The sequence below is a fragment of the Paracoccus sp. PAR01 genome, from assembly GCF_014851995.1.
GTDB lineage: Bacteria > Pseudomonadota > Alphaproteobacteria > Rhodobacterales > Rhodobacteraceae > Paracoccus > Paracoccus litorisediminis.
Genome location: NZ_JACVAW010000002.1, coordinates 1 through 25,821, shown reverse-complemented (window position 1 = coordinate 25,821; position 25,821 = coordinate 1). Strand labels below are relative to the sequence as shown.

Here is a 25,821-nt window from a genome sequence, read left to right as displayed (position 1 = left end):
GGTGCCAACTGATGTCAGTCCGACCCGAAAATTCTGGTGGATCCGACCCGCTCGGGGACCTTGCGCCGGATGGTGTCCGCTTGGATCGTGTCGCCCAGTGCGTCGTTTACCCGTTCCACGATGGCGCCGGCCGTCGCGCGGGCCGAGGCAAAGGGCTTCTGGCGCCTTTCCCTCGCCCGCAGGGCCTCTTGTGCGATCAGCGGACCCAGATCCACCCGCCGGGCCGCCCGGGCCTTGCCGCCGGCGCTACGGGCCGCGCGGGCCTTGGCCTCGGCCTCGGCCAGCCGGTTCAGCGCGTCCTGTCTGTCGAAGGCAATTGCCCGATCCAGCCGCACCTTGGCCTTGTCCGGGTCATCCGCGCGCAAAGCGCGTTCTGCCCATATCCGGGCCGATTGCGCGGAGCTGGGGGCCGGTGGCGGGGGGTCCCCCACGAACCCGCCGGGGAGGGCCACCCCGGCCGCTAGGTGGCGCTGCAGGATCTCGCCAGCGGCCTTGCGGATGGCGTCCAGACGGTAGGTCACGGCACCACCTCGGCCCCGAACCAGATTTCCAGATCCGTGGCGATAAAGTTGGCGTAGGTCTTTTCGATCATGTCGGCCGAGGTGCCGCATTGCTTGGCCACCGCCACCACCGGCACCCCCCGGGCGAGGTGTTCCGTGATGTAGCTATGCCGGGCCGCGTAAGCGGTCACCCCGCCTTCCAGCTTGGCGTTGGACGTGGCCCGGGCCACCGCGTCAATCAGCCCTTCTTCGGTCCAGCGTTCGCCGCTGGGGGCGGGCAGCAAGGGCCGGTCCGGATCGTGCTTGCACTGGGTCAGCCCGGCCAGAAACGCGGCGGTGCCGGGGGACAGGACCATGGTGCGGGTCCCGGTCTTGCCGGTGACGGTCAGCCGGCGCCCGGACAGGTCGCGCAGCCCCGCGGTGACCAGTTCGCCGGACCGGCAGCCGGTGGCCAGCAGCGCGTGGATCATGTTGCGCGTGGGGGTGTCGGGGGCGCCCGCCAGCCAAGCCTCGCGTTCGTCTTGGGTCAGCACCCGGACCCGTTTCCCGAAGGCCTCGGCCCGCCCGAACTTGGGCACGTCATCCCAAGGCCGGGCTATGTCCAGCCGGTGGTTGCGGACGGCCAGATTGCAAATGGCTTTCAGGGCGGCCAGTTCCCGGTTGGCCGTGGACCGCCGGGCGCGTTGCCTTTCGTCATCGGCGCCGGGGATCAGGTATCCGTCCCGCCATTCCCGGATCTGTTTCACCGTCAGCTTGTGCAGCATCTGGCCTTCCGGGAACCGCTTGGGAATCCGGCGGGCGGTCAGGGTGATCTTGACCCGGGCGCTGGGGCGGTCATTCTCGGCCAGCTTGCCCCCGGCCCATTCATCCGCGGCCGCCTGCAGGGTCAGTTCCTCGGCCGGCCGGGCCAGCACCCCCCGGGCCTTGGCGCAGGCCTGATCGAAGGTCAGCACGTCCACGCCATTCGCGGCGCCTACGTCATCGGCCACGATGCCGTCCAGCTTGCGCTCGGTATAGGTCCCGTCATCCGCCCGGGTCTTGGTGACCCACGTCCCGGGCAGGGTGTTCTGGCGCCGGTAGCCGATTTGAATGGTGTCCGTCAGGCGCCGGTAATAGGGTTTCCGGCGCGGGGTAAGCCGGGCGCGTTGTGTGGGCGTGGTGATCTTCTGGTCGTCGGTCTGGCGGGGCATCTGGGCGGCCCGTGTCTCGTTGGTGTCTCGAATAGCTTCCAGATTTGACTAGACCCAGTCGGAGCCATCTGCAACCATCTAGAACTAAATCAACAAGTTAATCGGACTAAGACCTTGAAAAGACGGGTCCTGTTTTTCCCTCCTAAGGGGCAGGTTACAGGTTCAAGTCCTGTCGGGGTCACCAGCCCTTTTCCGCCCCTGCCAAAACCGATCCCCACCCTGCTTTGCAGTGATCTCTTATTCGGAATCGTGGCGTTTCGGCACGCGATGGAATGGTGAGGATCGTTAAGCTTTGTTAACCGATTATTACAACCCAAAGTGGTTTTACAAAATCATTTACATCTAATTGGAGAGATGGCACGCTCAGGCAAAACCAACCGGGGGCGGGCATGGAAGTTCAATGCTTTGAGGCAGTTACGTCGCAGGTCAAGTTGGTCGTCTGGGATCTGGACGAGACTCTTTGGGGGGGCACCCTGTCGGAGGAAGGCGTCCGCGTGATCGACGCGCATCTGGACATGGTGCGGGTTTTGGTGGGGCGCGGGATCATGTGTTCGATCTGCTCCAAGAACGATTTTGCTCAGGCGCAGGCGAAGCTTGAGGAGCTTGGGATCTGGGACCTGTTCGTCTTTCCGCATATCGCATGGTCGCCCAAGGGGCAGGCCATCGCCCAGATGATCGAAGAAATGGGCCTGCGTGCAGAAAACGTCCTGTTTCTTGACGACAACCACCTGAACCTTGAGGAAGCGGCGTTCTTTTGCCCCGGCATCATGACGATTGACGCCTCGAAAGGGGGGCTGCCGGGCCTGCTGGATCTGCCGCAACTCAAGGGCAAGAATGACCGCGACCACAGCCGCCTGACCCAGTACAAGGTGATGGAGCAGAAAAAGGACGAGCGTGAGAACTCCGGTCTGAGCAATGTCGAGTTCCTGCGCCAGTCCCAGATCCGCATCCGCATCGTCACCGACGTCGAAAACCATATGGACCGGGTGCTGGAGCTTCTGAACCGCACCAATCAACTGAACTTCACCAAGATCCGGGCCAATACGCCCGAGGAACGCGCCGCGCTGGACGAATTGCTGGCGGTTTCGGGGATGCATGCGGGGCTGGTGCAGGTGCAGGACCGTTATGGCGATTACGGCACGATCGGCTTCTTCTGCGTACGGACAAAATATTCGGGTACGGCGGTGCATCACTTTGCCTTCTCGTGCCGAACGCTGAACATGGGGGTTGAACAGTGGGTCTGGAATTATCTGGGCCGCCCCGAATTCAAGGTCGTGGGACCGGTCGCCAGCAGTCTTGAGCAGCCTGATAAGATCGACTGGATCACCGAGGTCAGCGATTTCGGCGCCTCGACCAATCCGCTGGATGATCGGCGTCTTTGCCTGATCGGCGGCTGCGACTTGCTGCAGGTCTCGTTCTATTGCGGCACGAACCGGGACGAATTCGTCAACAAGCAGGACGATCAGGGCATGCTGGTCCGTTATGACGATGTCGGCTTCATCCTGAACCCGCGGCAGCCGCAGCTGAAGCATTCGATGCCGCTGAACAAGCTGGTCGGGCAAAGCCTTGAGGATATGCTGGCGCTGGACCGCTCGATCCGGGCGTCGGACCTGATCCTGCTGTCGCTGTATTTCTCGGTCCCGAGCGATCTGTTCTTTACCTATGGCGGCTCGGAATGGGGGGGAGAGTTCTGGGCCACCATCCCGCCGCGACGGTTCAACAAGCTGATGAAGCTGCCCGAACTGGCCAAGCGTTTCTCAAAGGAAATGTATCACCGCCGTCTGACGCTTGAGGAACGGCTTGACCTGACCCGGCGCAGCCTTGAGCGGGTCGACAGCCTGCGTGCGCCGCAAGCACCGCTGTTCCTGCTGTCTGCGGTCACCCAACACGGAGAGCAGGCGCTTCGCACCTATGAGATCCGCGAAAGCTACAACGCGATGTGCCGGAACTTCTGCCGAAGCACCTCGAACGCGCATTTCATTGATATTGACCAGCTGCTTGCGCCCGAGGATTTCGTCGACAGCGACCATTATACCCGCACGGGCTACTTCAAGATCGCCGAGTTCGTGAACAGCTATGCGCGGCCCATCGTCGATGCGTCGGCGCTGGTGAACGTAGAGGGCAGTGACCGAGAGGCGGCCTAGGGCGATGCCTGTCGAACAGAACGTCCCGCGCGTCCTGTTCGACGGGCAGCATCTGCAGCTTTTGCATGTCGCGCGTGGCGGATCGCTGCGCCTGCTCACTTTCGACATCATGCATGCACGGGCGAATGGCCGGAACGCCTTTGCCAAGGTACTGTGCGAGCGACTGGGATATGACCTGCTGGCCATCGTGCCGAAACATCCTTGCTGGTATCCGGCGACAGAGATGCAACGGATTGTTCCGATCTGCCTTGCGCTTGGTGGGCCGCTGACTGTCGCCTATGGGGCTTCGATGGGCGGATATGGCGCGCTGCGCTGGGGTAGGGCACTGGGGGCTGACCATGCTCTGGCCTGTAGTCCGCAGGACAGCATCGATCCGACGGTAACCGGCGCGCATGATCAGCGCTATGCCCGTCATTTTCGCGCCGACCTGCACCGCGGGATGGAGGTCGACGCCGAGAACCTGCCGGCAACCAGCATTGTCTTGCACGATCCGCATTTCCGGCAGGACCGGTTTCACGCCGAAAGGCTGAAAGCGGCAGGGGCCAAGCTGCTGGCCTTGCCGCATATGGGACATCGCACGGTGGAAGCTGTCGCGGGCAGCGCGAATGCGGCGCGTGTGTTTCAGGATCTGCTGGCCGGTGATTTGTCGTCCTTGCGCCGCCGCCTGCTGGCGCGGCGTAAGGAAAGCCAAAGCTATCGCTTGCATTTGGCCAGCCACGCGATCCAGCATGGCCGCCATGCGACGGCCGAGCGTGTGGTCTCGACCGTGACTGACCCGTGGAGCTATCATCGGCTGATGGCGCGGCTGGCCGCTGCGCGTCAGGATGCGGCGACCGAGGCGCTGCATTACCAGCAAGCGCTGGCGGCGAAGCCGGGCTGCAAGCTGACCCGGCTTCGATTGGAACGGCTGGGACAGGACGTGACCCTGTCCTCTGCCACGGTCATTCAGGCGTAAAGACATCCCCAAGAAGGCTGCCCCGAAACCCCGGCAAAGCCCGCCATAGCCTTTGCCCCGATACGAAGCGGCTCTCGCGGCTTTCGCTGGCAAACAGCGTGGTGCGGTGTGCCGACATCGTATAGCCCGCTGCATCGGTCAACGCGTAACAGTCCTGCACCTGATGGGCAAAGCGCAGCCAGCGGGCGGAGCCGTCGTGCAAACGAAGGGTAACGCTGTTCCCGGCAAGATCGGGGATGGCTTCAATGATGCCGCCATCTGCCTCGAAACCGTAATTCGCGCAGGTCGCCGCGCCGCCGAAAGCATCGTAGAGCCCGCTGCGGTTGAGCAGCACCTCGCCCGGACGCAGCGCGAAGCTGACCGTGACCAGATCGCCCTGTTTTGCCACCCCATAGGTGATGTTCCACGGCCGGCCCGCTTCAACCTCACTGATCGCCCAGTTGCAGGTTTCGCCGACCAGAACCTTGGTCGAGCCGTCGATATGGGCGTTCTGGTCGTTGATCGGATAGATCCGTTGCCAGGTGGCGATGATGCCCTGTTGCGCCAAGGTCAGACGATACTGCACTCCGGGTATGGCATAGACATCGCCATTCGTGTCCACATCCGCTCCGTTGATCACCGTGACCAGCTTGGGCGCGGTCCCGAACAGCGCGCGGGCCTGCGCCAGCGTCGCCTCATGCGCGATCAGGAAGTCCGGTTCATATTGGCTGCCCGATTGGTCCTTGGCCGATGAGCCCTGAAACAGCAGGACATAGGGACACGAGATACCGATTCCGAAACCGTCTGCCAGCCGCTTGGCCTCTCGCATCCAGTAAAGCTGGTTGCGGCCGACAGGGCTGGCATCGTCGGGACGCCATTCGTTGATGTAGCGCCCGCCGTAGCCGTGATCGGCGATCACCGCGCCCTTGGCTGGGGCCAGTTGGTCACGCCAGCCGACGGCCCGGCAGTATTGCAGCGTGAAGGCCGGAGAAACCCGCCCCAGCCCTTCAGCCGTGGCAAATCCAGTCGCGGCACGGCTTTGGTCGATTGCGGCCATGCCTGTGCCCGACCAGCCCGCCCCCGAGGGGCCGACGGCGCGCCCGGCCTGATCGCGCATGCCGAACAGGTAATGCACCTGTCCCGGTGTCGCGCCATCCAGTATGGCGGCAAGCGGATCTTCCGAGGACCGGTTTTCGGACTGGCCATAGACCGGCAGAATTTCCAGCGAGGTGACGGAGGGTCTGGGGGCCGTCACACCCCCCGCCGAAAATCCGCGATGACCTCCTGCATGGTGACGGGCCAGCTGCCGCCCTCGGCCCGGCCGACAAGCGCCAGCCGATGCAGCGTGCCGTTCAGGTATCGCCCGGAAATGAAGCGTGTGGGCGTGGGATCGGCCAGCCCGGTATGCGCCGCCGTGACAACCGCACCCGACAGGTCATGTCCCGACAGCACGTCCAGCACGTCGTCCAACTGTCCGCCGATGATCAGTCGCGTGCCATAGGGCACCGTGCCCAGTGACAACGCGCCCAGCCCCGAGACCGGACCCACCGCCTGCAGGTTGCCCGCATTGTTTCGCAGCTTGATCGTGGTCCCGGTCCCGTCCAGCAACTGAGTCGCGGCGGTGCCGTAGCTGGTGATCGTGACATCGACCACCGCGAAGATCCCGTCGGTGGTCGGTAGGCCCGAGACGGTCTGGCTTTGCAGATAGTAACCACCCGCGAAAACAAAACCCGCCTCGGTGCGCTGGATCGCGGTGCCGCTGCCGGTCTTGCTGAAGACCAGATGGCTTTGCCCTGCGGCGCTGATCGAGGTTACATCCTGCGCCGTCCCCGCATAGGTCGAAGCCGCGTTCAGATAGGCCAGCGTCACCGTCGGATAGTCGATCGTGGGAATGACCACCGGCGCGGCCACCACCAGCGAGGCCGACTGGGCGCGCACCGTCCCTTGGCTGTTGGTCCACTCGACCGACAGGACGTACTCGCCCGGCTCGGCCAGTTCCATCGTCATCATCCCGGCGTCCAGCTGGGATTTGATCGATACGCCGTTCAGCGTGAAATCCCATGCGGCGACGGGCGCGGGCACGCCTTCGGCCTGCCCCAGGTTCAGGGTGATGCTGTCGCCCAGCCCTGCCGTCGCGGGCAGGACGCCGGGCTGCTCAAGGATCGACGGCAAGGTCAGCGTTTCGGCAGCAACAAGGGTGTCGCCCAAAGCGTTCAGGACAGCGACCTTGGTCCCGCGGAAATGGACCTCGGACAGTCCAGAGAGCAGGGCGGGATGGACCTCTCCGATTATTTCAACGGGCATGCGCGGACCTCCAATGGGCATCAACCGGGATGCCGCATTATCTGTGCGAGGCGACCGTGTTGCTGGTCAGGGCGATGCAACGTCCGTCAGTTGCCCCGCCTCGGACCAAGCTTCCGCCTGTCCCTGTCGCCACAGGTCGGGCGTCATGCCTTCGGATTCGCGAAACACCCGGATCAGGTGCGAGGCATCGCAAAAGCCGGTTTCCTCGGCGATCCGCGTCACCGTTCTGTCGGTGCGGGCCAGCAGCATCCGTGCCTGTGCCAGCCGGATGCGGACCGAGGCATCGGCAGGAGGAATCCCCAGATCCGAACTGAAATGCCGCTCCAGCTTGCGTCGGCCCACGCCCAGATCGCGGGCGATGCGGGCCACCGATAGCGGCGCATGCAGGTTCTGCTGCATGGCCAGCAGCGCGCGACGCACCAGCGGATCGCGCGGGCTTAGCTCCAGCGGCAGGCCGGGTTGCGGGCGGTCGCCCTGCATCGGCTCATCGATCATCAGGATCGACAGGCTTTTTCGTGCAGCCGCGCGTCCCAGATGGCGGTCCACCAGAAACGCCGCCAGATGCGCGGCGCTGACCCCGCCCGAACAACTAAGCCGGTCGCGGTCCACGACGAATATCTGATCCGAGATCGGTCGCATCCGTTCGAATTCCGACAAGAAATCCTGATGGTGAAACCAACTGACGCAGCAACGATAGCCGTCCATCAGCCCCAATCGTGCCAAGGCAAAGACCCCTGTGCAAAGCCCGCCCAGACCAACCCGTTGGGCGGCGGCTTTTTGCAGGAACGCGCCCTCCTCGGACGACAGCCCCGGCCCGCCATCGATCAGCCCCCCGACCGCCACGATGTAGTCGAAGCGCGAGGGGTCGCCCAAGCGCTCTTCGGGTTCGATCCTGACCCCGCAGGACGATTGCACCGGGGCCATGTCGGCGGAAAGCACGCTCCATCGGCAGCGGATCGGGCGCGAGCCGTCCCCGTCATCGGCGGCCAGCCGCAGCACGTCCACGAATGTCGCAAAGGCGGACAGCGTGAAACGCGGCGCAAGGATGAAACCGATCGTCAGCCTTGGCGCAGGGGCGGTCGCACGGGGGTCGGCGGGATGGGTCATGTGTCGCGAATCAACCATCGTTCATGTCGTCATGATGCCATCACCCGTGCCGTGGTCCAGCATTCAGTTTGCGGCAGGGGGAACGTCGCCGATGACGACCTGCTCACTTGCGCTGGCCTCGTCCTCATCCTCGTCCGCCAGCGCAGGGGGACTTTCCCCGGCAAGGAAATTGCCGAACTTCTCAAGCCCCGGAATATGGTCGGCCAGCACCCGCATGACGACCAGCAGCGGCACCGCGACGATCATGCCCAGAACCGACCAGAGCCAGGCCCACAGCGCCACCGTCAGGAACACCACCACCGTATTCAACTGCAGCTTGCGCGAGACGAAATAGGGGGTGATCAGCTGCCCCTCGATCGCGGTCAGGGTCAGATAGGACAGCCCCACCATCAGCGGCGTGAACAGATCGTCAAAGACGAACAGCCCGACCAACGCCGCGCCGATAATGCCAAAGACCGCTCCCAGATAGGGGATGAAGTTCAGCAGAAAGCCCACCACACCGAACAGCACGGGGGACGGCATCCCCCATGCCCACATGGTGATGCCGATGGCCACGCCAAGGCAGGCATTGATCAGCGTGATTGCCCCCAGATAGGCGCCCAGCCGATCCTCGATTTCCCGCAGCGCCAGATAGGCGGCGCGCTTGTCGCGCATGCGGTCGAAGCTTTGCACGATCTTGAGGTAAAGCAGGTCCCCCGATGAGATCATGAAGAACAGCAGGAACAGGGTGAAGATGATCTGGCCCAGAACAGCCGGGCCAAGGTTCACCACGCTACCCAAGGTCGATGATGCCGGGTGCTGGTTCACCTCGACCTGAATATGCTGGTCGGGGGGCTGCGGCGTTCCGGGGGCGGGAACGCTGGTGACCGTGCCGGTGACCATGCCCGTCACGCCCGGCTCGGGCATGGGGGTCGATGCGCCGGGGATGGTCTGTCCTTCCTCGGGCTTGGGTTCGGCCCCTCCGGTGATTTCGTCGATCTTGCGGGCGGCGCGCTCGATCCCCGCGAAATTGCTGCGGATCTCGGTGAAACGCTGTTCCAGTCGTGCCCCGATTTGGGGGGCGTTGTCGATCAGCCGACTGACCGGGCCCGAAACGATCAGTCCGATCCCCGCGATGGCGATGATCAACCCCAATGAGACGATGGTGGCGGTGATGCCCGCGCCGACGCCCCAGCGCTCCATCGCCCGGCGAAAGGGCACGAAGACAAAGAACAGCAGGAAGGCCAGCGTGGCGGGCATCAGGAAGTCACGAGCCTGCGCCACGAACCAGAACAGCAGGATGACGAAAATACCGATGACGGCCCAGTTCGCGACCTTGCGGCCTTCTGATCGGGGCAGGCTCGGGAACATGTGGGTCAGCTGGTCGGGAGGCGTCACGTTGGAATTCCCCGGCGCATGGATGCAGGGGGAAACGCGAACCCCGCGGGCAGGTTCCTGTCCGCGGGGTCATGGTTGTTCAAGATTTGAGCAGCGCGCTTACAGAGGGTGGTCGCCGGTCGCGTCGATGACGCGGGTGGGCAGGCCCAGATCGCCCAGCAACTCAAGGAAGGGACGGGCCGGCAGGTCCTCGACGTTCACCATCTTTTTCGCGTCCCAGATGCCGCGCGCGACCAGAATGGCTGCGGCGACGGGGGGGACGCCAGCGGTGTAGCTGATGCCTTGGCTACCAACCTCGTTGAAGGCTTCCTTGTGATCGGCGACGTTGTAGATGAAGACCTCGCCCGGCTTGCCGTCCTGCGTGCCTTTGACCAGATCGCCGATGCAGGTCTTGCCCTCATAGTTCGGGGCAAGGCTGGCCGGGTCGGGCAGCACGGCCTTGACCAGTTTCAGCGGCACGACTTCCAGACCCTCGGCGGTCTTGACCGGCTGTTCCGACAACAGGCCGAGGTTCTGAAGGACCGTGAAGACATTGATGTAATGCGCGCCAAAGCCCATCCAGAAGCGGACATCGGCTTCCTTGTAGCGGGCGGACAGGCTGTGAACCTCGTCATGGCCCGACAGATAGGCGGTCTGCTTGCCGACGACGGGCAGGTCCCATTCGCGACCGACCTCGAACATCTTGTTCTCGGTCCATTCGCCCTTTTGCCACGCATAGACCGTGCCAGTGAATTCGCGGAAGTTGATCTCGGGGTCGAAATTGGTGGCGAACCATCGGCCGTGGCTACCGGCATTGATATCGACGATGTCGATGGACTCGATCTTGTCGAAATACTCGTCCTCGGCCAGACGCGCATAGGCGTTGACGACGCCCGGATCAAAGCCCGCGCCCAGAATGGCGGTGACACCGGCAGCCTCGCAAGCCTCGCGGCGCTTCCATTCGTAGTTGCCGTACCACGGCGGGGTCTCGCAGACCTTCTTGGGGTCTTCGTGGATCGCGGTGTCGATATAGGCCGCGCCGGTGTCGATGCAGCCCTGCAGCACGGTCATGTTCACGAAGGCCGAGCCCACATTGATCACGATGCTGGCGTCGATCTTGCGAATCAGTTCGGCCACGGCATTGCTGTCCATGGCGTCCAGCGAATGGGTGGTGAATTCGACCGAATGGCCTTTCTCACGAATGCTCTCGATGATCGTGTCGGCCTTGGACACCGTTCGGCTGGCGATATGCAGCGTTCCGAATTCCTGGGCGTTTTGCGCGATCTTATGCGCGACCACCTGGGCGACGCCGCCGGCGCCGATAATGAGCACGTTTCTTGCCAATTCAGTCTCCTTCAGAGGGGCAGGAAAAGGGGGGAGGACCTCGCTTTCGCCTGAGCTTCCGGCTCAGGACAGGCTGGATTTGTAATCGTCGTAAGAGAACCGGCGAACTTCGCGGATCGTTCCGTCCTCATCGCGGATCGCGATCGAGGGCATGCCGACGCCATTGAACCAGTTCTTCTTGACCATGGTGTAACCGGCGGCATCCGCGATGCTGATCTGGTCGCCGATCTGCAGCGGTGCTGGGAAGCGGCCCTCGCCGAAGATGTCGCCGGCCAGACAGGTCTTGCCCGCGATCTGATAGGCATGGTTGCCGTCCTGCGGCAGCTTCGCGGTTTCGCGATAGATCAGCAGGTCCAGCATATGGGCCTCGATCGAGCTGTCGACGATGGCCACGTCCTTGCCGTTATGGATCACGTCAAGGACCGAGACCTCAAGCGAGCTGGACTTGGTGATGCTGGCCTCGCCCGGCTCAAGGAACAGCTGGACGCCGAACTTCTGCTGGAAGGCCTTCAGCCGTGCGGCAAGGCGGTCCAGCGGATAGCCGTCACCGGTGAAATGGATACCGCCGCCCAGCGAAACCCAGTCGAGCTTTTCCAGGAAGCCGCCGAATTCGGCCTCGATGCGGGAAAGTTGCGCGTCGAACAGATCGAAGTCGCCGTTCTCGCAATTATAGTGAATCATCACGCCGGATATCCGGTCCAGCGCGGATTCCAGCCGCGGCAGGTCCCATTCGCCAAGGCGCGAGAAGGGACGCGCCGGGTCGGCCAGATCGAAGCCGCTGGTCGAGAAGCGCGGGTTCAGGCGCAGGCCCATAGTGATGCCGCGCTCGGCGGCCTTGGCCCCGAAACGGTCCAGCTGGCCAAGGCTGTTGAAGATGATCTTGTCGGAATAACCCAGCGCTTCGTCGATCTCGTGATCGGCCCAACCGACGGAATAGGCGTGAGTTTCCTTGCCGAATTCCTCATGGCCCAGACGCAGCTCGAACAGCGAGGACGAGGTGGTGCCGTCCATGAAAGGGCGCATGAAGTCGAACGCCGACCATGTGGCGAAGCATTTCAGCGCCAGCAGGCATTTCGCGCCCGAATGCTCACGCAGATACTGGATGCGCTCCATGTTGACCCGCAGCTTCGCAAGGTCGATCAGGTAATAGGGCGTCTGCAGTTCGGACATGGCGCGTATCCCCTCGTGGCGAAGCCGGGTCGAATGAAGTGGCTCATTTAGGGCCACTTGCGTCGTTTCGCAAGGAATGGTGACTTGCCCATGACGTGGGGGCGGTCCAGCCGCCCCGCAGGCGATTATTCGTCGACGATCGACAGGATCTTGGGCAGGGCCGGGCAGGGCAGAAGCTGATTGCGTGCCACATCCGCCAGCGTGTGGTTGTGCAGGAAAACATAGACATGCGCCGACAGGCTTTCCCAAAGTCGGTTCGACAGCGTCTGCGCCCGCGATCCCGAAATGCCGCCCGAGGCCCCCGCGCCGACATGCATGGCGCTGACGGTCTCGTCCACGGCCTCAAGGATGTCGGCGACCCGGATCGTCTCGGGCGTTTTTGCCAGCCGGTAGCCGCCGCCGGGACCGCGCACGGATTCGACCAGCCCCGCCCGGCGCAGCCGCACGAACAGCTGTTCGAGATAGGGCAACGAGATGTCCTGACGCTTCGAGATCTCGGCCAGCGAGGTCAGATCATCGCCCTTGGCGATGGCCAGGTCGGTCAAGGCGACCATGGCGTAGCGGCCTTTGGTGGACAGTTTCATCGTGGTCTCCCTCTGCCATCGCATTGACGCAACGCGGGCTTCAGGCTAATCCGCCTGCGCCGTCTTTGATTGCGTCTTGCCTATGTCTGGTGCGCTTCCCAGATTGACCATCTAGAGCCGCGCCGTCACAGGGTCAAGAAACCCGAGTTTCAAAGGAAGCCCATGCCCGAACTGATTTTCCCCGGTCCCGAAGGTCGTCTTGAGGGGCGCTATCACGCGCAACCGATCCCCGACGCCCCGATCGCCATCATCCTGCACCCGCATCCGCAATATGGCGGCACGATGAACAACCGGGTCGTCTACAACCTGCATTACGCGTTCCACCGCATGGGCTTCACCGTCATGCGGTTCAATTTCCGTGGCGTCGGCCGCAGCCAGGGCGAATTCGACCAGGGTATCGGCGAGCTGTCGGACGCGGCCGCGGCGCTGGATTACCTGCAGGCGATGAACCCGAACAGCAAGCATTGCTGGGTCGCGGGCTTCAGCTTTGGCGCGTGGATCGGCATGCAACTGCTGATGCGTCGCCCCGAGATCACCGGCTTCATCTCGGTCGCGCCACCGGCGAACATGTATGACTTCAGCTTCCTCGCGCCGTGCCCGTCCTCGGGGCTGATCATCAACGGCTCGGCCGACCGCGTCGCTCCGCCCAAGGACACCAACACGCTGGTGAGCAAACTGCGCGAGCAGAAGGGCATCACCGTCACCCATGAGGAAATCGAAGGCGCGGATCACTTCTTCCGCGACGATGAGGTCCACATGAAGCCGATGATCGACAAGGTGCAGGGCTATGTCCGTCGCCGCCTGACGGAAAACACCCGCTGAACCCATCGCCCCGGCCCATCGCCGGGGCGTTCTTCTTTGCGGCTGGTCACGGTCCGCGCATGGCGCTAGGACCGGGGCGAAACGAAAAGGAGCCGCGCATGAGCGATCTGACCGCCCGTTTCAATTTCCTGAATGAGGCCGATCGGCTGAAATCCGTTGAGCGCGCCAATGTGCTGATGGACCTGTCCCGCGCCGAGAACAGCGCCGAACACAGCTGGCATGTCGCGCTTTTCGCCATGGTCTTTGGTGCCAGCGATCGCGCCATCGCGATGATCCTGCTGCATGATCTGGTCGAGGTCGATTGCGGCGACCACCCGATCCATCTTGCCCATGACATCGCCGCCGTCGAGGCCGCCGAACTGGCCGCCGCGCAAAGGTTGTTCGGCATCCTGCCCGATGGCGCGGATCTGCTGGCGCTGTGGCAGGAATTCGAGGCCGCCGACACCCCTGACGCGCGTTTTGCCAAGCGCATGGATCACATTCAGCCGTTGTTTCAGGTGCTACACGCGCCCGAGCCCCTCGCCGATCACCTTGCCATCGTCGCCGACAACATGACGACCGGTCGCGCCGCTCGGATCTGGCAGGAATGGCCCGAAGCGATGCAGGCCGCGCAGGCCATCCGCGAGGGCCGCCCGGTCGAGGGCGATCTGTCCGGCCAACTGGCCTTTCTGGCGGAAGCCGACCGATTGAAATCCGTCTATCGCGCCAGCACGCTTTGCGACGCCTCGCGCCGCGAAAACAGCGCCGAGCACAGCTGGCATCTGGCGCTTTACGCGCTGGTCATGGCGGGCCATGCGGGCGAGGGCGTCGATATCGGCCGGGTCATCCGCATGCTGATCCTGCATGATCTGGTCGAGATCGATACCGGCGACGTGCCGATCCATGCCCAGAACGGAGCGGCCCATCACGGCGCGGCGCAGATGGCGGCTGAGGATGCGGCAGCCGACCGCATCTTTGGCCTGCTGCCGCCCGCGCAGGGGGCCGAGTTCCGCGCCCTCTGGACCGAGTTCGAGGCGAATGAGACCCCGGATGCGGTCTTTGCCAAGTCGCTCGACCGGGCCCAGCCGGTGATGCAGAACATCGCCTCGGGCGGGGGAAGCTGGGTCGAATATAACGTGACCTATGAACAGCTGGTCGAGCGGGTCGGTCTGCGCATCGAACGCGGTGCGCCGAGCCTGTGGCACTGGTTGAACGAAAGCTCGCGGGTCTATTTCGCGGGATGATCGCGGCTCGGTATGCAATCGCATACCAGCCTTTTCTTCGCCCGCTTTAGCCGCTATAGGGCGGGCAGCCGAATCCTAACCAAAGGGACCACCTATGTCGAAGATCAAGGTAGCGAACCCCGTCGTTGAACTCGACGGCGACGAGATGACCCGGATTATCTGGGATTTCATCAAGCAGAAGCTGATCCTGCCCTATCTGGACGTCGACCTGAAATATTACGATCTGGGCATCGAGGAGCGTGACCGCACCGAAGACCAGATCACCATCGATGCCGCCAATGCGATCAAGCAATATGGCGTCGGCGTGAAATGCGCGACCATCACCCCGGACGAGCAGCGTGTCGAGGAATTCGGCCTGAAGAAGATGTGGAAGTCGCCCAACGGCACCATCCGCAACATTCTTGGCGGCGTGATCTTCCGCGAGCCGATCATCTGCAAGAACGTGCCGCGTCTGGTTCCGCATTGGACCAAGCCGGTCATCGTCGGCCGCCACGCCTTCGGAGACCAGTACAAGGCCACCGATTTCCGTTTCCCCGGCAAGGGCAAGCTGACGATCAAGTTCGTCGGCGAAGACGGCGAGACCATCGAGCACGAGGTCTTCCAGGCGCCGTCCTCGGGCGTGGCCATGGCGATGTACAACCTCGACGAGTCGATCATCGACTTCGCCCGCGCCTCCATGAACTACGGCCTGCTGCGCGGCTTCCCTGTCTACCTGTCGACCAAGAACACCATCCTGAAAGCCTATGACGGTCGCTTCAAGGACCTGTTCCAGAAGGTCTATGAGGAAGAGTTCGAGGACAAGTTCAAGAAGGCCGGTATTCACTACGAACACCGCCTGATCGACGACATGGTGGCCTCGAACCTGAAATGGTCGGGCGGTTATGTCTGGGCCTGCAAGAACTACGACGGCGACGTGCAGTCGGACACCGTTGCGCAGGGCTTCGGCTCGCTGGGTCTGATGACCTCAGTGCTGATGACCCCCGATGGGCAAACCGTCGAGGCCGAGGCCGCGCATGGCACCGTGACGCGCCACTACCGCGAGCACCAGAAGGGCAACCAGACCTCGACCAACTCGATCGCGTCGATCTTTGCCTGGACCGGTGGCCTGAAGCACCGCGCGAAACTCGACAGCAACGAAGCGCTGATGAACTTTGCCCAGACGCTGGAAAAGGTCACCGTGCAGGCGGTCGAAGATGGCCACATGACCAAGGACCTAGCGCTGCTGGTCGGGCCGGACCAGAAATGGCTGACCACCATGGGCTATCTGGAAAAAGTCGACGAATACCTGAACAAGGCGCTGGCCGGCTGATCTGCCGCGCTGGAGTGATGAAGGGCCGGGGGTATTCCCCGGCCCTTTTCATACGCCCATCTGGCAGGCGTATCGCGTGTCGCGGCCTTGCTGTCGGGTATTTGTAAAACGGTGAATTTCCCGGGCCGCGCGCCTTGGAATGCGCGTTGCGACTTAACAGTCCGGCCAGAATGGAGTAAGGGGCGCGCAGGTCAAACCCGGAGTGCCCGCCATGAAAGCTGCCGTCATCACCTTCCCTGGTTCGAATTGCGACCGCGATCTTGCCGTTGCCCTGACGCAGGCGGGGGCCGAGGTGACGCGGGTCTGGCACAAGGATGTGGCGCTGCCCACGGGGACCGATCTGGTCGCGGTGCCGGGCGGTTTCTCCTTTGGTGACTATCTGCGCTGTGGCGCGATTGCGGCGCATTCGCCGATTGCCAATGCCATCCGCGAGCATGGTGCCAAGGGCGGCTATGTGCTGGGGATCTGCAATGGTTTCCAGATCCTGACCGAACTGGGCCTGCTGCCGGGCGCGCTGATGCGCAATGCCGGGCTGACCTTCCTGTGCCGTGAGGTCGAGTTGAAGGTTGCAACCGCTGCAAGCCCCTTCACCGCCGGTTATGCCAAGGGTGACAGCATCCGCGTTCCGGTCGCCCATCACGATGGCAACTATCAGATCGACGCCGAAGGACTGGCCGCGCTGAAGGACCAGGACCGCATCGCCTTTACCTATGCGCCGGGAATCAACGGCTCGGTTGAGGACATTGCCGGGGTGCTGTCCGAGAACCGTCGCGTGCTGGGCATGATGCCCCACCCCGAGCGTGCCGCCGAATCGGTTCACGGCGGAACCGATGGCGCAAGGGTTTTTGCATCCCTTGTGCAAGAGCTTGCCACCGTCTGACTTGAGTGCGTGACATTCGCGCACTAGATTGGCTTGTTCCCTGAGGGACAGGCCAGAGGCGCATGCAGGAAGACGATCTCAGTACCGCAATGACGGAAAGCAGCCGGGCAGCAATGACCAGCCGCTGGGGGCTGCGTGCCGTGATCGCTGCGCTGCTGGTGCTTGCCGTCGGCACGATCTGGTTCACCAACAGCTGGCTATCGGCCCGGTTTTCCGAAAACACCCGCGTGCGGACCGAGTTGCGATCCGCCTTGTATACCGGGAACCTGCTGTCGGAACTGCAGCGGACATCGGTCGTGCCGCAGTTGCTGGCGCGTGATCCGGCGTTGATTTCGGCCCTGACGGGGAATGATTTCTCGGGGACGTCGGCGCGGCTGATTTCCGCACAGAAGGAAATCGGCGCGGCCTCGATCCGGTTGCTGGATGCCTCGGGGCGGACGGTGGGTTCGACCGACCGCAATCTGATCGGCACGAATTACGTGCAGGAACCCTTCTATGTCGAGGCGCTGCGGTCGAAGGACACGGTGTTCACCGTCGCCCCCTCGCCGCAGGGTGTCTATGAATTTGCCTATTCGCGGGCGGTGGTGGCCGACGGGCGGACGCTGGGCGTCGTCGTGGTCGGTGCCGATCTGACGCGGCTGGTGCGGTCATGGGCGGGGATTTCCGATGCCATCGCCGTCACCGACAGTTCGGGCCAGATCATCCTGTCGACCGAGCCGCGCTGGCGTGGGCTGACTTTGCCCGAGGCGCTGGCCGTGCGATCCGCCCCTTCGGCGATTGCACGGGCGTTTCAGGTGACGGCGGATTGGACCTCGGCCCCCGTTGACGCCTATGTGCAGGGCAAGGCGGTGATGCAGGCCGAGACCCGCATCCCCTTCCGCGGCTGGAAGATGATCGCCTTTACCACTTACGATTCCGTGCGTGAGCGGGTGAATGCCGTTCTGGCCATGGTGATCATGGGCTTTGCGATCCTGCTGGCGGCGGTGTTCTACCTGCTATCGCGGCGCGCGCGGGTGGAATCGGCAGCCTATATGCGCGAATCAGCCGATCTGCGGGCGCTGAATCTGCGTCTGACCCGCGAGATTGCCGAACGCGAGCGCGTCCAGCGCGAGTTGCGCGTGGCCGAGCAGACAGTGCAGCAATCCTCGAAGCTGGCCGCACTGGGCGAGATGTCGGCAGGCGTCAGCCATGAGCTGAACCAGCCCCTTGCCGCGATGAAGACCTATCTGGCCGGGGCACGCCTGCTGCTGCAGCGTGGCCGCGGTGAGGAAGCGCTGTCCAGCTTCCAGCGCATCGACGATCTGGTCGAGCGCATGGGGGCGATCACGCGGCAGCTGAAATCCTATGCCCGCAAGGGCGGCGAGGCCTTTGAGCCCGTCGATCTGCGCGCAGCATTGTCCAGCGCTCTGGTGATGATGGAGCCGCAATTGCGCAACCGCACCATCAAGTTGCAGCGCAGCATTCCGCGCTATCCGGTGATGGTTTACTGCGACCGCATCCGGCTGGAACAGGTCATCATCAACCTGCTGAGGAACGCCATCGACGCGATCAAGGCCGTGCGCGACCCCGCGATCGAGATCACGGTCAGCTCGGGCTCTCACGCATTCTTGTCCATCCGCGACAACGGTCCAGGCGTTTCCGATCTGGAAAAACTCTTCGAACCCTTCTTTACCACCAAGAAACCCGGAGAGGGGACCGGCCTGGGGCTGGCCATCTCGTCCGGGATCGCAGCTGATTTCGGCGGCCGCCTGACCGCGCATAATGCCGCGGACGAGGGTGGGCGAGGCGCCGTGTTCGAACTTGAACTGCCGCTTCACGATCCGGCCCGCAGGGTCGGAACGCAGCAGGCGGCAGAATGACGATGGAAAGGTGATGCGCCAATGAGCCGCACGATGAAGATTGCCGTGGTTGATGACGAACCGGATATGCGCGAGTCGATCCGGCAATGGCTGGCGCTTTCCGGCTTTGATACCGAGACCTTCGCCAGCGCCGATGATGCGCTGAAGGTCATCTCGGCGGATTGGCCGGGGGTGATCATCTCGGACATCCGCATGCCGGGGATGGACGGGATGGCGTTCCTGAAGCGGCTGATGGGGATCGATTCGGGCCTGCCGGTCATCATGATCACCGGTCATGGCGATGTGCCGATGGCGGTCGAGGCCATGCGGATCGGCGCGATGGACTTCATGGAGAAGCCCTTCAACCCGGAACGCCTGACCGAGCTGGTCAAGCGCGCGGGGCAGGCGCGCCGCATGACGCTGGATAACCGCGCGCTCCGCCGCGACCTGTCCGAGGGCCAACAGGTCATGTCCAAGCTGATCGGGGCCAGCCCGGTCATGGACCGCCTGCGTGAGGATATTCTTGATCTGGGGCAGGCCGACGGCCATGTGCTGATCGACGGCGAGACCGGGACTGGCAAGACCTTGGTCGCCCACGCCCTGCATGCCGTGGGGCCACGTGCCTCCAAGAAGTTCGTGCCGATCTCGTGCGCCGCTTACAACGACGAAGTGCTGGCCGGAAAGCTGTTCGGCCCGGTCGAAAACGGTCTGCCCGCCGTCGAGGAGGCCCGTGGCGGGACGCTGTGCCTTGAGGATATCGAGGCGCTGTCCGATCCGCTGCAAGCCCGCCTGCTGGCGTTCATCGCCGAGCAGGGCGCACCCGCGGAAACCCGTATCATCGCGATTTCCAATGCCCGTGGCGAAGGCCGCAAGGCCGAGGATTCGTTGCGTCCCGACCTGTTCTATCGCCTGACCGCGCTCAAGATCACCCTGCCGCCACTGCGCTCGCGCGGCGAGGATATCCTGTCGCTGTTCACCCGGATGACCGAGCAGTTTAGCGAGGAATATGGCTGCGAGCCGCCGCAGGTCACCGCGCAGGAAGCCGCACAACTGCTGCAGGCGCCTTGGCCGGGCAATGTCCGCCAGCTGATCAACGTCGCCGAACGCGCCGTGCTGCAGAACCGCCGCGGTTCGGGCTCGATCGCGTCGCTGCTGATGGCCGATGGTGAGGACAATCAGGAAGCCACCACGACCGAGGGCAAGCCGCTGAAGGAATATGTCGAAAGCTTCGAGAAGATGCTGATCGACAATACCATGCGCCGCCACAAGGGCAGCATCGCCGCCGTCATGGACGAACTGTGCCTGCCGCGTCGGACGCTGAACGAGAAGATGGCGAAATACGGCCTTAGCCGCGGGGACTACCTTTAAGACAGCGGACGGCCCCGCGCCTTTGTGCGGGGCCCTGCCGAGCGGGGGCGGGAATGGCCGCCCCGGCGAGATGTTTTGAAAAACCCATTGTAACGGCGCGGCCTTCCCCGTTATCTTGCCCACAAGGGGTGGTCTTCCGCAATTTCCGGTTGCTTGCCCCCACCAGTTTCGCAGCGCGTCTGCCAGCCGCGACACCCGAAAAGTGCCGGCTATGCCACGCGCGGAAAAATCGAGCCCATGCCCCGACGGGGCCTCTGGGCATCCGTGATCGCCGCCCGGACCGCTTGCATGTGGATCGGGCCAAGAAAGGTAAACAGACGCGATGGGTCGCGCTGAGCAGCTTGATCGACAACGGCGTAAGGGGTTTGCCCCTGACGCCGCGATTGCTGCTGTCTGCGCGGGGCATCGTGTTCTCTCATTGAACGGCCATCAGCCTGTGCCCCCTTTGCGCGCGGGCCTGCGGCCGTCCGAAAGTCGGAAACATGTCAAAGAAAATGCTGATCGACGCCACGCATGCCGAGGAGACTCGGGTTGTCGTGGTGGATGGAACCAAGGTCGAGGAGTTTGACTTCGAGACCGTCAACAAGCGGCAGCTTGCTGGCAATATCTACCTGGCCAAGGTAACGCGGGTCGAACCCTCGCTGCAGGCCGCCTTTGTGGATTACGGCGGCAACCGCCACGGCTTCCTCGCCTTTGCCGAGATCCACCCGGACTATTACCAGATCCCCGCCGCCGACCGTAAGGCGCTGCTGGAGGAAGAACGTCAGGCCGCTGCCGCCGAAAGCGAAGAGGCCGACAAGCCCCGTCGTGGCTCGTCCTCGCGTCGCCGCAAATCCTCGAAGCCGGCTTCGGCCGATGCGGGGGATGTGGTCGTCTCGGAAGACATCGCCGGCATGGCCGTTGTCGATCCCTCCGAGGGCGATGAGGATGCATCCGGGCCGATCCTGACCACCGAAACGGCGCAATCCGCCCCGGTCGCCGAGGATGACAGCGCTGATGAAGCGCATGAGGAAGACGGCATCGAGTCGGTCGCCGAAGAGGACGTGACCGAGGAAATCCGCGCGCCCAAGCGTCCGCGTGCCCGCCGCTACAAGATTCAGGAAGTGATCAAGGTCCGGCAGATCATGCTGGTCCAGGTCGTCAAGGAAGAGCGTGGCAACAAGGGCGCGGCCCTGACCACCTACCTGTCGCTGGCCGGTCGCTACTGCGTGCTGATGCCCAACACCGCCCGCGGTGGCGGCATCTCGCGCAAGATCACCAACGCGGCCGACCGCAAGAAGCTGAAGGAAATCGCGGCGGATCTGGAGGTGCCGGAAGGCGCCGGCCTGATCATCCGCACCGCCGGCAGCCAGCGCACCCGGACCGAGATCCACCGCGACTATGAGTATCTGATGCGGCTTTGGGAACAGATCCGCGAGCTGACCTTCAAATCGATTGCGCCCGCGCCAGTCTATGAGGAAGGCGACCTGATCAAGCGCACGATCCGCGACATCTACAGCAAGGAAATCGAGGAAGTTCTGGTCGAGGGCGAGCGCGGCTACCGCACCGCCAAGGACTTCATGAAGATGATCATGCCCACGCATGGCAAGAACGTGAAGCATTACACCGACCAGATGCCGCTCTTCGCGCGCTTTCAGGTGGAAAGCTATCTTGGCGGTATGTTCAACCCGGTCGTTCAATTGCGCTCGGGCGGCTATATCGTCATCGGCGTGACCGAGGCGCTGGTCGCCATCGACGTGAACTCGGGCCGGGCCACCAAGGAAGGCTCGATCGAGGACACGGCGGTCAAGACCAACCTCGAAGCGGCCGAAGAAATCGCCCGCCAGCTGCGCCTGCGCGACCTTGCCGGTCTGATCGTGATCGACTTCATCGACATGGAAGAGCGCAAGAACAACGCTGCCGTCGAGAAGCGCTTCAAGGACAAGCTGAAGACCGACCGCGCCCGCATTCAGGTCGGCCGCATCTCGGGCTTTGGCCTGATGGAGATGTCGCGCCAGCGTCTGCGTCCGGGCATGCTTGAATCGACCACGCAGCCCTGCGCCCATTGCCATGGCACCGGCCTGATCCGCTCGGATGACAGCCTTGCGCTGACCATCCTGCGCGCGATCGAGGAAGAGGGCACCCGCAAGCGCTCGCGCGAAGTGCTGGTCAAGGCCCCGGTCGCCGTCGCCAACTTCCTGATGAACGCCAAGCGCGAGCATATCGCCGGGATCGAAGCACGTTACGGCATGTCCGTCCGCGTCGAGGCCGATCCCTCGCTGATCTCGCCCGATTACGCGATCGAGAAGTTCAAGACCGCCACGCGCAATGTCCCCGAGGTCGTGAGCCCGGTGGTCTCGGTCGATGCCAGCCTGATGGCGCAGATCGACGACGAGGATCTGATCGAAGACGAAGTCGAGGACGAAGAAGAGGACCGCGCCGAAGAAGTGCAGACTGAGTCGCCGCGCGCCGAGACTGCCGAGCAGGGCGAAGGTTCGGGCAAGTCGCGCCGTCGTCGCCGTCGCCGTCGCCGCAATGGCAAGAACGGCGATGACGCCGCCCATGCCGAAGCTGCGGATGCCGATGACGCCGAAGATGATGGCGCTGACGAGGCCGGTGCCGAGGACGAGGCGGCTGAAGACGTCGCGGTGACCGAGGCTGTGGAAGTGGCCGAGGTTGCTCCGGTGGCCGAGGAAGGCAAGAAGCCGCGCCGCCGCAGCTCGCGCCGCCGTGGCGAGGATCGGGCCGAAGCCGCTCCGGCGGAAGCGGTTGTCGAACTGGCGGTTGCCGAGACGGTCGAGGTTGTCGCCGTGATCGAAGACGCTCCGGTGGAGACCATCACGACCGAGCCCGCAGTCGTCGAGACGCCTGCACCCCAGGTCGAGACTGTCACGGAAGAACCCGTCGTCGAAACGGCTGTCGAGGCTCCGGCGGTGATCGAAACCCCGATCCCGGTTCCGGCCCCGCAGCCCGAACCGGCCATGACCGCCGAGGACGACGCGCCGCGTCCGAAACGTCGTGGTTGGTGGTCGATCGGCTGAACCCACGGCCACATGACGCAAGTTTGAGAGGCGCGGGACTTTCCCGCGCCTTTCCATTCGCGCAATCTGCACAGCATGTTGGGAATCGAACTTGCTGATACCGCCTTCCTGCCTGCCGCGATGGTCGCGTTGCTGGCGGGTATCCTGTCCTTTCTGTCGCCCTGTGTGCTGCCGATCGTCCCGCCCTATCTGGCCTATATGACCGGTGTCGGCGTTGGCGGTCTGAAATCGGGCGAACGCAGCGCGATCCTGCCTGCGATCTTCTTTGTCATGGGCCTGTCCACGGTGTTCCTGCTGATGGGACTGGCGGCCTCGGCTTTTGGCCGGATGTTCCTGCAATGGCAGGACTGGCTGGCGCGTGGGGCAGGGGTAACGGTCATCATCCTTGGTCTGCATTTCCTGCATGTGATCCGTATCCCGATCCTCGATACCGAGGCGCGGCTGGAAACCGGCGATCGCGGTGGCAGCACCTTTGGCGCCTATATCCTCGGCCTAGCCTTTGCCTTTGGCTGGACGCCCTGCATCGGGCCGCAGCTGGGAATGATCCTCTCGCTGGCCGCGACCGGGGGCGAGGCGGGCAGGGGGGCCTCGCTTCTGGCGATCTATGCGCTGGGGTTGGGGATTCCCTTCCTGCTGTCGGCCATCTTCATCAACCGCGCCATGGGGCTGATGAACCGGGTCAAGCCGCATCTGAAGCTGATCGAGCGCATCATGGGCCTGTTGCTGGTGGTTGTGGGTGTGGCGCTGGTGACCGGTGCCTTCCCTGCCTTTGCCTATTGGTTGCTGGAAACCTTCCCCTTCCTGGCTTTGCTGGGCTAGCGTCGCCACCAATCAGAGGGGGCGGCATGCAGCTGGCGATGAACGCAGAGGAATTGAACCTGTTTCTGGACCGGGTCTTTCCGCAGGTGGCGGGGCAGATCCGGGTCGAGAGCGTGGATAAGGACATGCTGCTGTCGCGGCTGATCGTCGGTGACGCGCATCTGCGCCCCGGTGGCACGATCAGCGGGCCGGCGATGTTCGCGCTGGGCGATGCCTCGATCTATCTGGCGATCCTGTCCCGGATTGGCGAGGTGGCGCTGGCGGTGACCACGAATGCCTCGATCGACTTCATGCGCAAGCCCGCAGCCGGGCGCGATTTGCTGGCCGAATGCCGTATCCTGAAGCTGGGCCGGGTGCTGGCCGTGGCGGATGCGATGATCCGTTCGGAAGGGGACGATGCCATCGTGGCGCGCTGCTCGATGACCTATTCGATTCCGCCAAAAAGCCTGTAAAAGCGGGTGCTGCGTAGCGGTAAATAGATACCTATTTCGTAAACATATGATAACGCTTGCTTAATTCACGGTCAGCCCACTTGATTCAAAGCGCGCGATGGACGATACAGCGCCAATCTCGAATTACACCCCAAAAGGGACGACCGATGAAAACCTATACCGCGAAACCGGCGGAGATCGAGAAGAAGTGGATCCTGATCGACGCCGAGGGCGTTGTTCTGGGCCGTCTTGCCACGATCGTTGCCATGCGCCTGCGTGGCAAGCACAAGCCGACCTTCACTCCGCACATGGACATGGGCGACAACGTCATCATCATCAACGCCGACAAGGTGCAGATGACTGGCGACAAGCGCGATGCCAAGAAGTACTACTGGCACACGGGCCATCCGGGCGGCATCAAGCACCGCACCGCGCGCCAGATCCTTGAAGGCGCTCACCCCGAGCGCGTCGTGACCAAAGCTGTTGAGCGCATGATCTCGCGCAACAAGCTGGGCAAGCAGCAGATGACCAATCTGCGCGTCTATGCTGGCGCCGAGCACCCGCACGAAGCTCAGCAGCCCGAAGTTCTGGACGTCAAGTCCATGAACGCCAAGAATACCCGGAGCGCATGATCATGGCTGAAGACATCAAAACCCTGGACGATCTGAAATCGGTCGCCACCGTGGCGGTTGCCGAAGCCCCCGTCCGTGAAGCTCAGCGCGATGCGCTGGGTCGCGCCTATGCCACCGGCAAGCGTAAAGACGCTGTCGCTCGCGTCTGGGTGAAACCGGGTTCGGGTAAAGTCGTCGTCAACGGCAAGGACATTGCGGTCTACTTCGCTCGTCCGGTGCTGCAGATGATCCTGCGCCAGCCCTTCGAGGTTGCTGGCGTTGACGGTCAGTACGACGTTTACGCCACCGTCGCTGGCGGCGGCCTTTCGGGTCAAGCCGGTGCGGTCAAGCACGGCATCTCGAAAGCTCTGCAGCTGCACGAGCCGTCGCTGCGCGCCGCTCTGAAAGCCGCTGGCTTCCTGACCCGCGACTCGCGTGTCGTCGAACGTAAGAAATACGGCAAGGCGAAAGCCCGTCGCTCGTTCCAGTTCTCGAAGCGCTGATCCGGCACTTCTTGGAATTCGGGAAACGCGGTCCTTTTGGGCCGCGTTTTTCATTTCGCGATCGGGTTTGGTCGCGAATCTGGGCGGATATGGCTTTGTGGGCTGCTTCCCGCAGCGGCATCCGGGGTTTGGGGTGCCTAATCCGATGACATAAAAATGACGAAAGATCATCAGCTTGGGAATTTTCTTTGGGTGACCTGCGTTTTTCTGCTTGCAAGCCCCGAACGCAGCGCCTAAATACGCCTTCACCGAGCCGGCAGGGTGCTGGAGCGGTTCGGACGGATGGCCTTGACGGTTGTTTGTCTGGTAAAATCGGGAAGTTTGATGGCTTGTGCGGCGCCTGATGAGAAGATGGCGCGGTTCG

General features: G+C 63.3%; 22 protein-coding genes. 13 read left to right on the top strand and 9 right to left on the bottom strand.

The genetic code is table 11. From position 1 onward, the window contains the following. Positions 1 to 14: 14 nt before the first annotated feature. Positions 15 to 521, bottom strand: a complete 507-nt coding sequence (locus IB235_RS05205) for a hypothetical protein (protein WP_192335939.1) — start codon at positions 519 to 521, stop codon at positions 15 to 17. After that, on the bottom strand, positions 518 to 1,690 hold the full coding sequence (locus IB235_RS05200; RefSeq protein ID WP_192335938.1) for a site-specific integrase: 1,173 nt from the start codon (positions 1,688 to 1,690) through the stop codon (positions 518 to 520). The genes IB235_RS05205 and IB235_RS05200 overlap by 4 nt, the downstream gene beginning before the upstream one ends. Positions 1,691 to 2,079: 389 nt before the next feature. Between IB235_RS05200 and IB235_RS05195 the strand changes: the two genes are divergently transcribed. Together IB235_RS05195 and IB235_RS05190 are read left to right on the top strand one after the other, a co-directional pair. After that, the gene (locus IB235_RS05195) at positions 2,080 to 3,834 is read left to right on the top strand and encodes a hypothetical protein (RefSeq protein WP_192335937.1); all 1,755 of its coding nucleotides are present in this window, start codon (positions 2,080 to 2,082) and stop codon (positions 3,832 to 3,834) included. A gap of 4 nt (positions 3,835 to 3,838) precedes the next feature. Beyond that, a complete protein-coding gene (locus IB235_RS05190) occupies positions 3,839 to 4,789 on the top strand; it encodes a hypothetical protein (RefSeq protein ID WP_192335936.1) in 951 nt (316 codons plus the stop codon). On the opposite strand, the gene IB235_RS05185 is transcribed toward IB235_RS05190, so the two are convergent. From IB235_RS05185 to IB235_RS05155, 7 genes are all read right to left on the bottom strand, one after another. After that, entirely contained in the window at positions 4,776 to 6,023 is a 1,248-nt protein-coding gene (locus tag IB235_RS05185; protein WP_192335935.1) for a hypothetical protein, read from the bottom strand. The genes IB235_RS05190 and IB235_RS05185 overlap by 14 nt on opposite strands. Further along, complete coding sequence (locus tag IB235_RS05180) at positions 6,020 to 7,072, bottom strand: hypothetical protein (RefSeq protein ID WP_192335934.1); 1,053 nt, start codon at positions 7,070 to 7,072, stop codon at positions 6,020 to 6,022. The genes IB235_RS05185 and IB235_RS05180 overlap by 4 nt, the downstream gene beginning before the upstream one ends. Positions 7,073 to 7,138: 66 nt before the next feature. Next, positions 7,139 to 8,197, bottom strand: a complete 1,059-nt coding sequence (locus IB235_RS05175) for a GlxA family transcriptional regulator (RefSeq protein WP_225612075.1) — start codon at positions 8,195 to 8,197, stop codon at positions 7,139 to 7,141. A gap of 45 nt (positions 8,198 to 8,242) precedes the next feature. Next, positions 8,243 to 9,556, bottom strand: coding sequence for an AI-2E family transporter (locus IB235_RS05170; protein WP_370576834.1), 1,314 nt, complete (start codon positions 9,554 to 9,556; stop codon positions 8,243 to 8,245). 99 nt (positions 9,557 to 9,655) lie between these two features. Next, a complete protein-coding gene (locus IB235_RS05165) occupies positions 9,656 to 10,879 on the bottom strand; it encodes a saccharopine dehydrogenase family protein (protein ID WP_192335933.1) in 1,224 nt (407 codons plus the stop codon). Positions 10,880 to 10,942: 63 nt separating this feature from the next. Continuing rightward, positions 10,943 to 12,049, bottom strand: a complete 1,107-nt coding sequence (gene nspC / locus IB235_RS05160) for a carboxynorspermidine decarboxylase (protein ID WP_192335932.1) — start codon at positions 12,047 to 12,049, stop codon at positions 10,943 to 10,945. A gap of 125 nt (positions 12,050 to 12,174) precedes the next feature. Continuing rightward, complete coding sequence (locus IB235_RS05155) at positions 12,175 to 12,633, bottom strand: Rrf2 family transcriptional regulator (protein WP_155042299.1); 459 nt, start codon at positions 12,631 to 12,633, stop codon at positions 12,175 to 12,177. A 162-nt stretch (positions 12,634 to 12,795) separates the two neighbouring features. Here IB235_RS05155 and IB235_RS05150 point away from each other — a divergent pair, with 162 nt between their 5' ends. The 11 genes from IB235_RS05150 to rpsI all read left to right on the top strand — a co-directional run bounded on the left by IB235_RS05150 (position 12,796) and on the right by rpsI (position 25,457). Then, positions 12,796 to 13,455, top strand: a complete 660-nt coding sequence (locus tag IB235_RS05150; RefSeq protein ID WP_155042298.1) for an alpha/beta hydrolase — start codon at positions 12,796 to 12,798, stop codon at positions 13,453 to 13,455. A gap of 98 nt (positions 13,456 to 13,553) precedes the next feature. Continuing rightward, positions 13,554 to 14,678, top strand: a complete 1,125-nt coding sequence (locus tag IB235_RS05145) for an HD domain-containing protein (protein ID WP_192335931.1) — start codon at positions 13,554 to 13,556, stop codon at positions 14,676 to 14,678. Positions 14,679 to 14,772: 94 nt separating this feature from the next. Beyond that, positions 14,773 to 15,987 (top strand): NADP-dependent isocitrate dehydrogenase, encoded by a 1,215-nt coding sequence (locus IB235_RS05140; protein WP_155042296.1) that lies wholly within the window; start codon positions 14,773 to 14,775, stop codon positions 15,985 to 15,987. Between the two features lie 211 nt (positions 15,988 to 16,198). Next, a complete protein-coding gene (gene purQ, locus IB235_RS05135) occupies positions 16,199 to 16,867 on the top strand; it encodes a phosphoribosylformylglycinamidine synthase subunit PurQ (protein ID WP_155042295.1) in 669 nt (222 codons plus the stop codon). Positions 16,868 to 16,980: 113 nt separating this feature from the next. Continuing rightward, positions 16,981 to 18,726: an ATP-binding protein gene (locus tag IB235_RS05130; RefSeq protein ID WP_246195414.1), complete on the top strand. Its 1,746-nt coding sequence runs from the start codon at positions 16,981 to 16,983 to the stop codon at positions 18,724 to 18,726. 21 nt (positions 18,727 to 18,747) lie between these two features. Further along, the gene (locus IB235_RS05125; RefSeq protein WP_155042293.1) at positions 18,748 to 20,073 is read left to right on the top strand and encodes a sigma-54 dependent transcriptional regulator; all 1,326 of its coding nucleotides are present in this window, start codon (positions 18,748 to 18,750) and stop codon (positions 20,071 to 20,073) included. Positions 20,074 to 20,555: 482 nt separating this feature from the next. Further along, positions 20,556 to 23,093 (top strand): ribonuclease E/G, encoded by a 2,538-nt coding sequence (locus tag IB235_RS05120; protein ID WP_192335930.1) that lies wholly within the window; start codon positions 20,556 to 20,558, stop codon positions 23,091 to 23,093. Positions 23,094 to 23,168: 75 nt separating this feature from the next. Then, positions 23,169 to 23,912 carry a cytochrome c biogenesis CcdA family protein gene (locus IB235_RS05115; protein WP_192335929.1) on the top strand — a complete coding sequence of 248 codons (744 nt, stop codon included), beginning with the start codon at positions 23,169 to 23,171 and terminating at the stop codon, positions 23,910 to 23,912. Positions 23,913 to 23,938: 26 nt separating this feature from the next. Then, complete coding sequence (locus tag IB235_RS05110) at positions 23,939 to 24,364, top strand: PaaI family thioesterase (RefSeq protein ID WP_192335928.1); 426 nt, start codon at positions 23,939 to 23,941, stop codon at positions 24,362 to 24,364. Between the two features lie 146 nt (positions 24,365 to 24,510). Continuing rightward, positions 24,511 to 24,975, top strand: coding sequence for a 50S ribosomal protein L13 (rplM, locus tag IB235_RS05105; RefSeq protein ID WP_134681911.1), 465 nt, complete (start codon positions 24,511 to 24,513; stop codon positions 24,973 to 24,975). 2 nt (positions 24,976 to 24,977) lie between these two features. Continuing rightward, a complete protein-coding gene (gene rpsI, locus IB235_RS05100; protein WP_155042289.1) occupies positions 24,978 to 25,457 on the top strand; it encodes a 30S ribosomal protein S9 in 480 nt (159 codons plus the stop codon). The last annotated feature ends 364 nt before the right edge of the window (positions 25,458 to 25,821 follow it).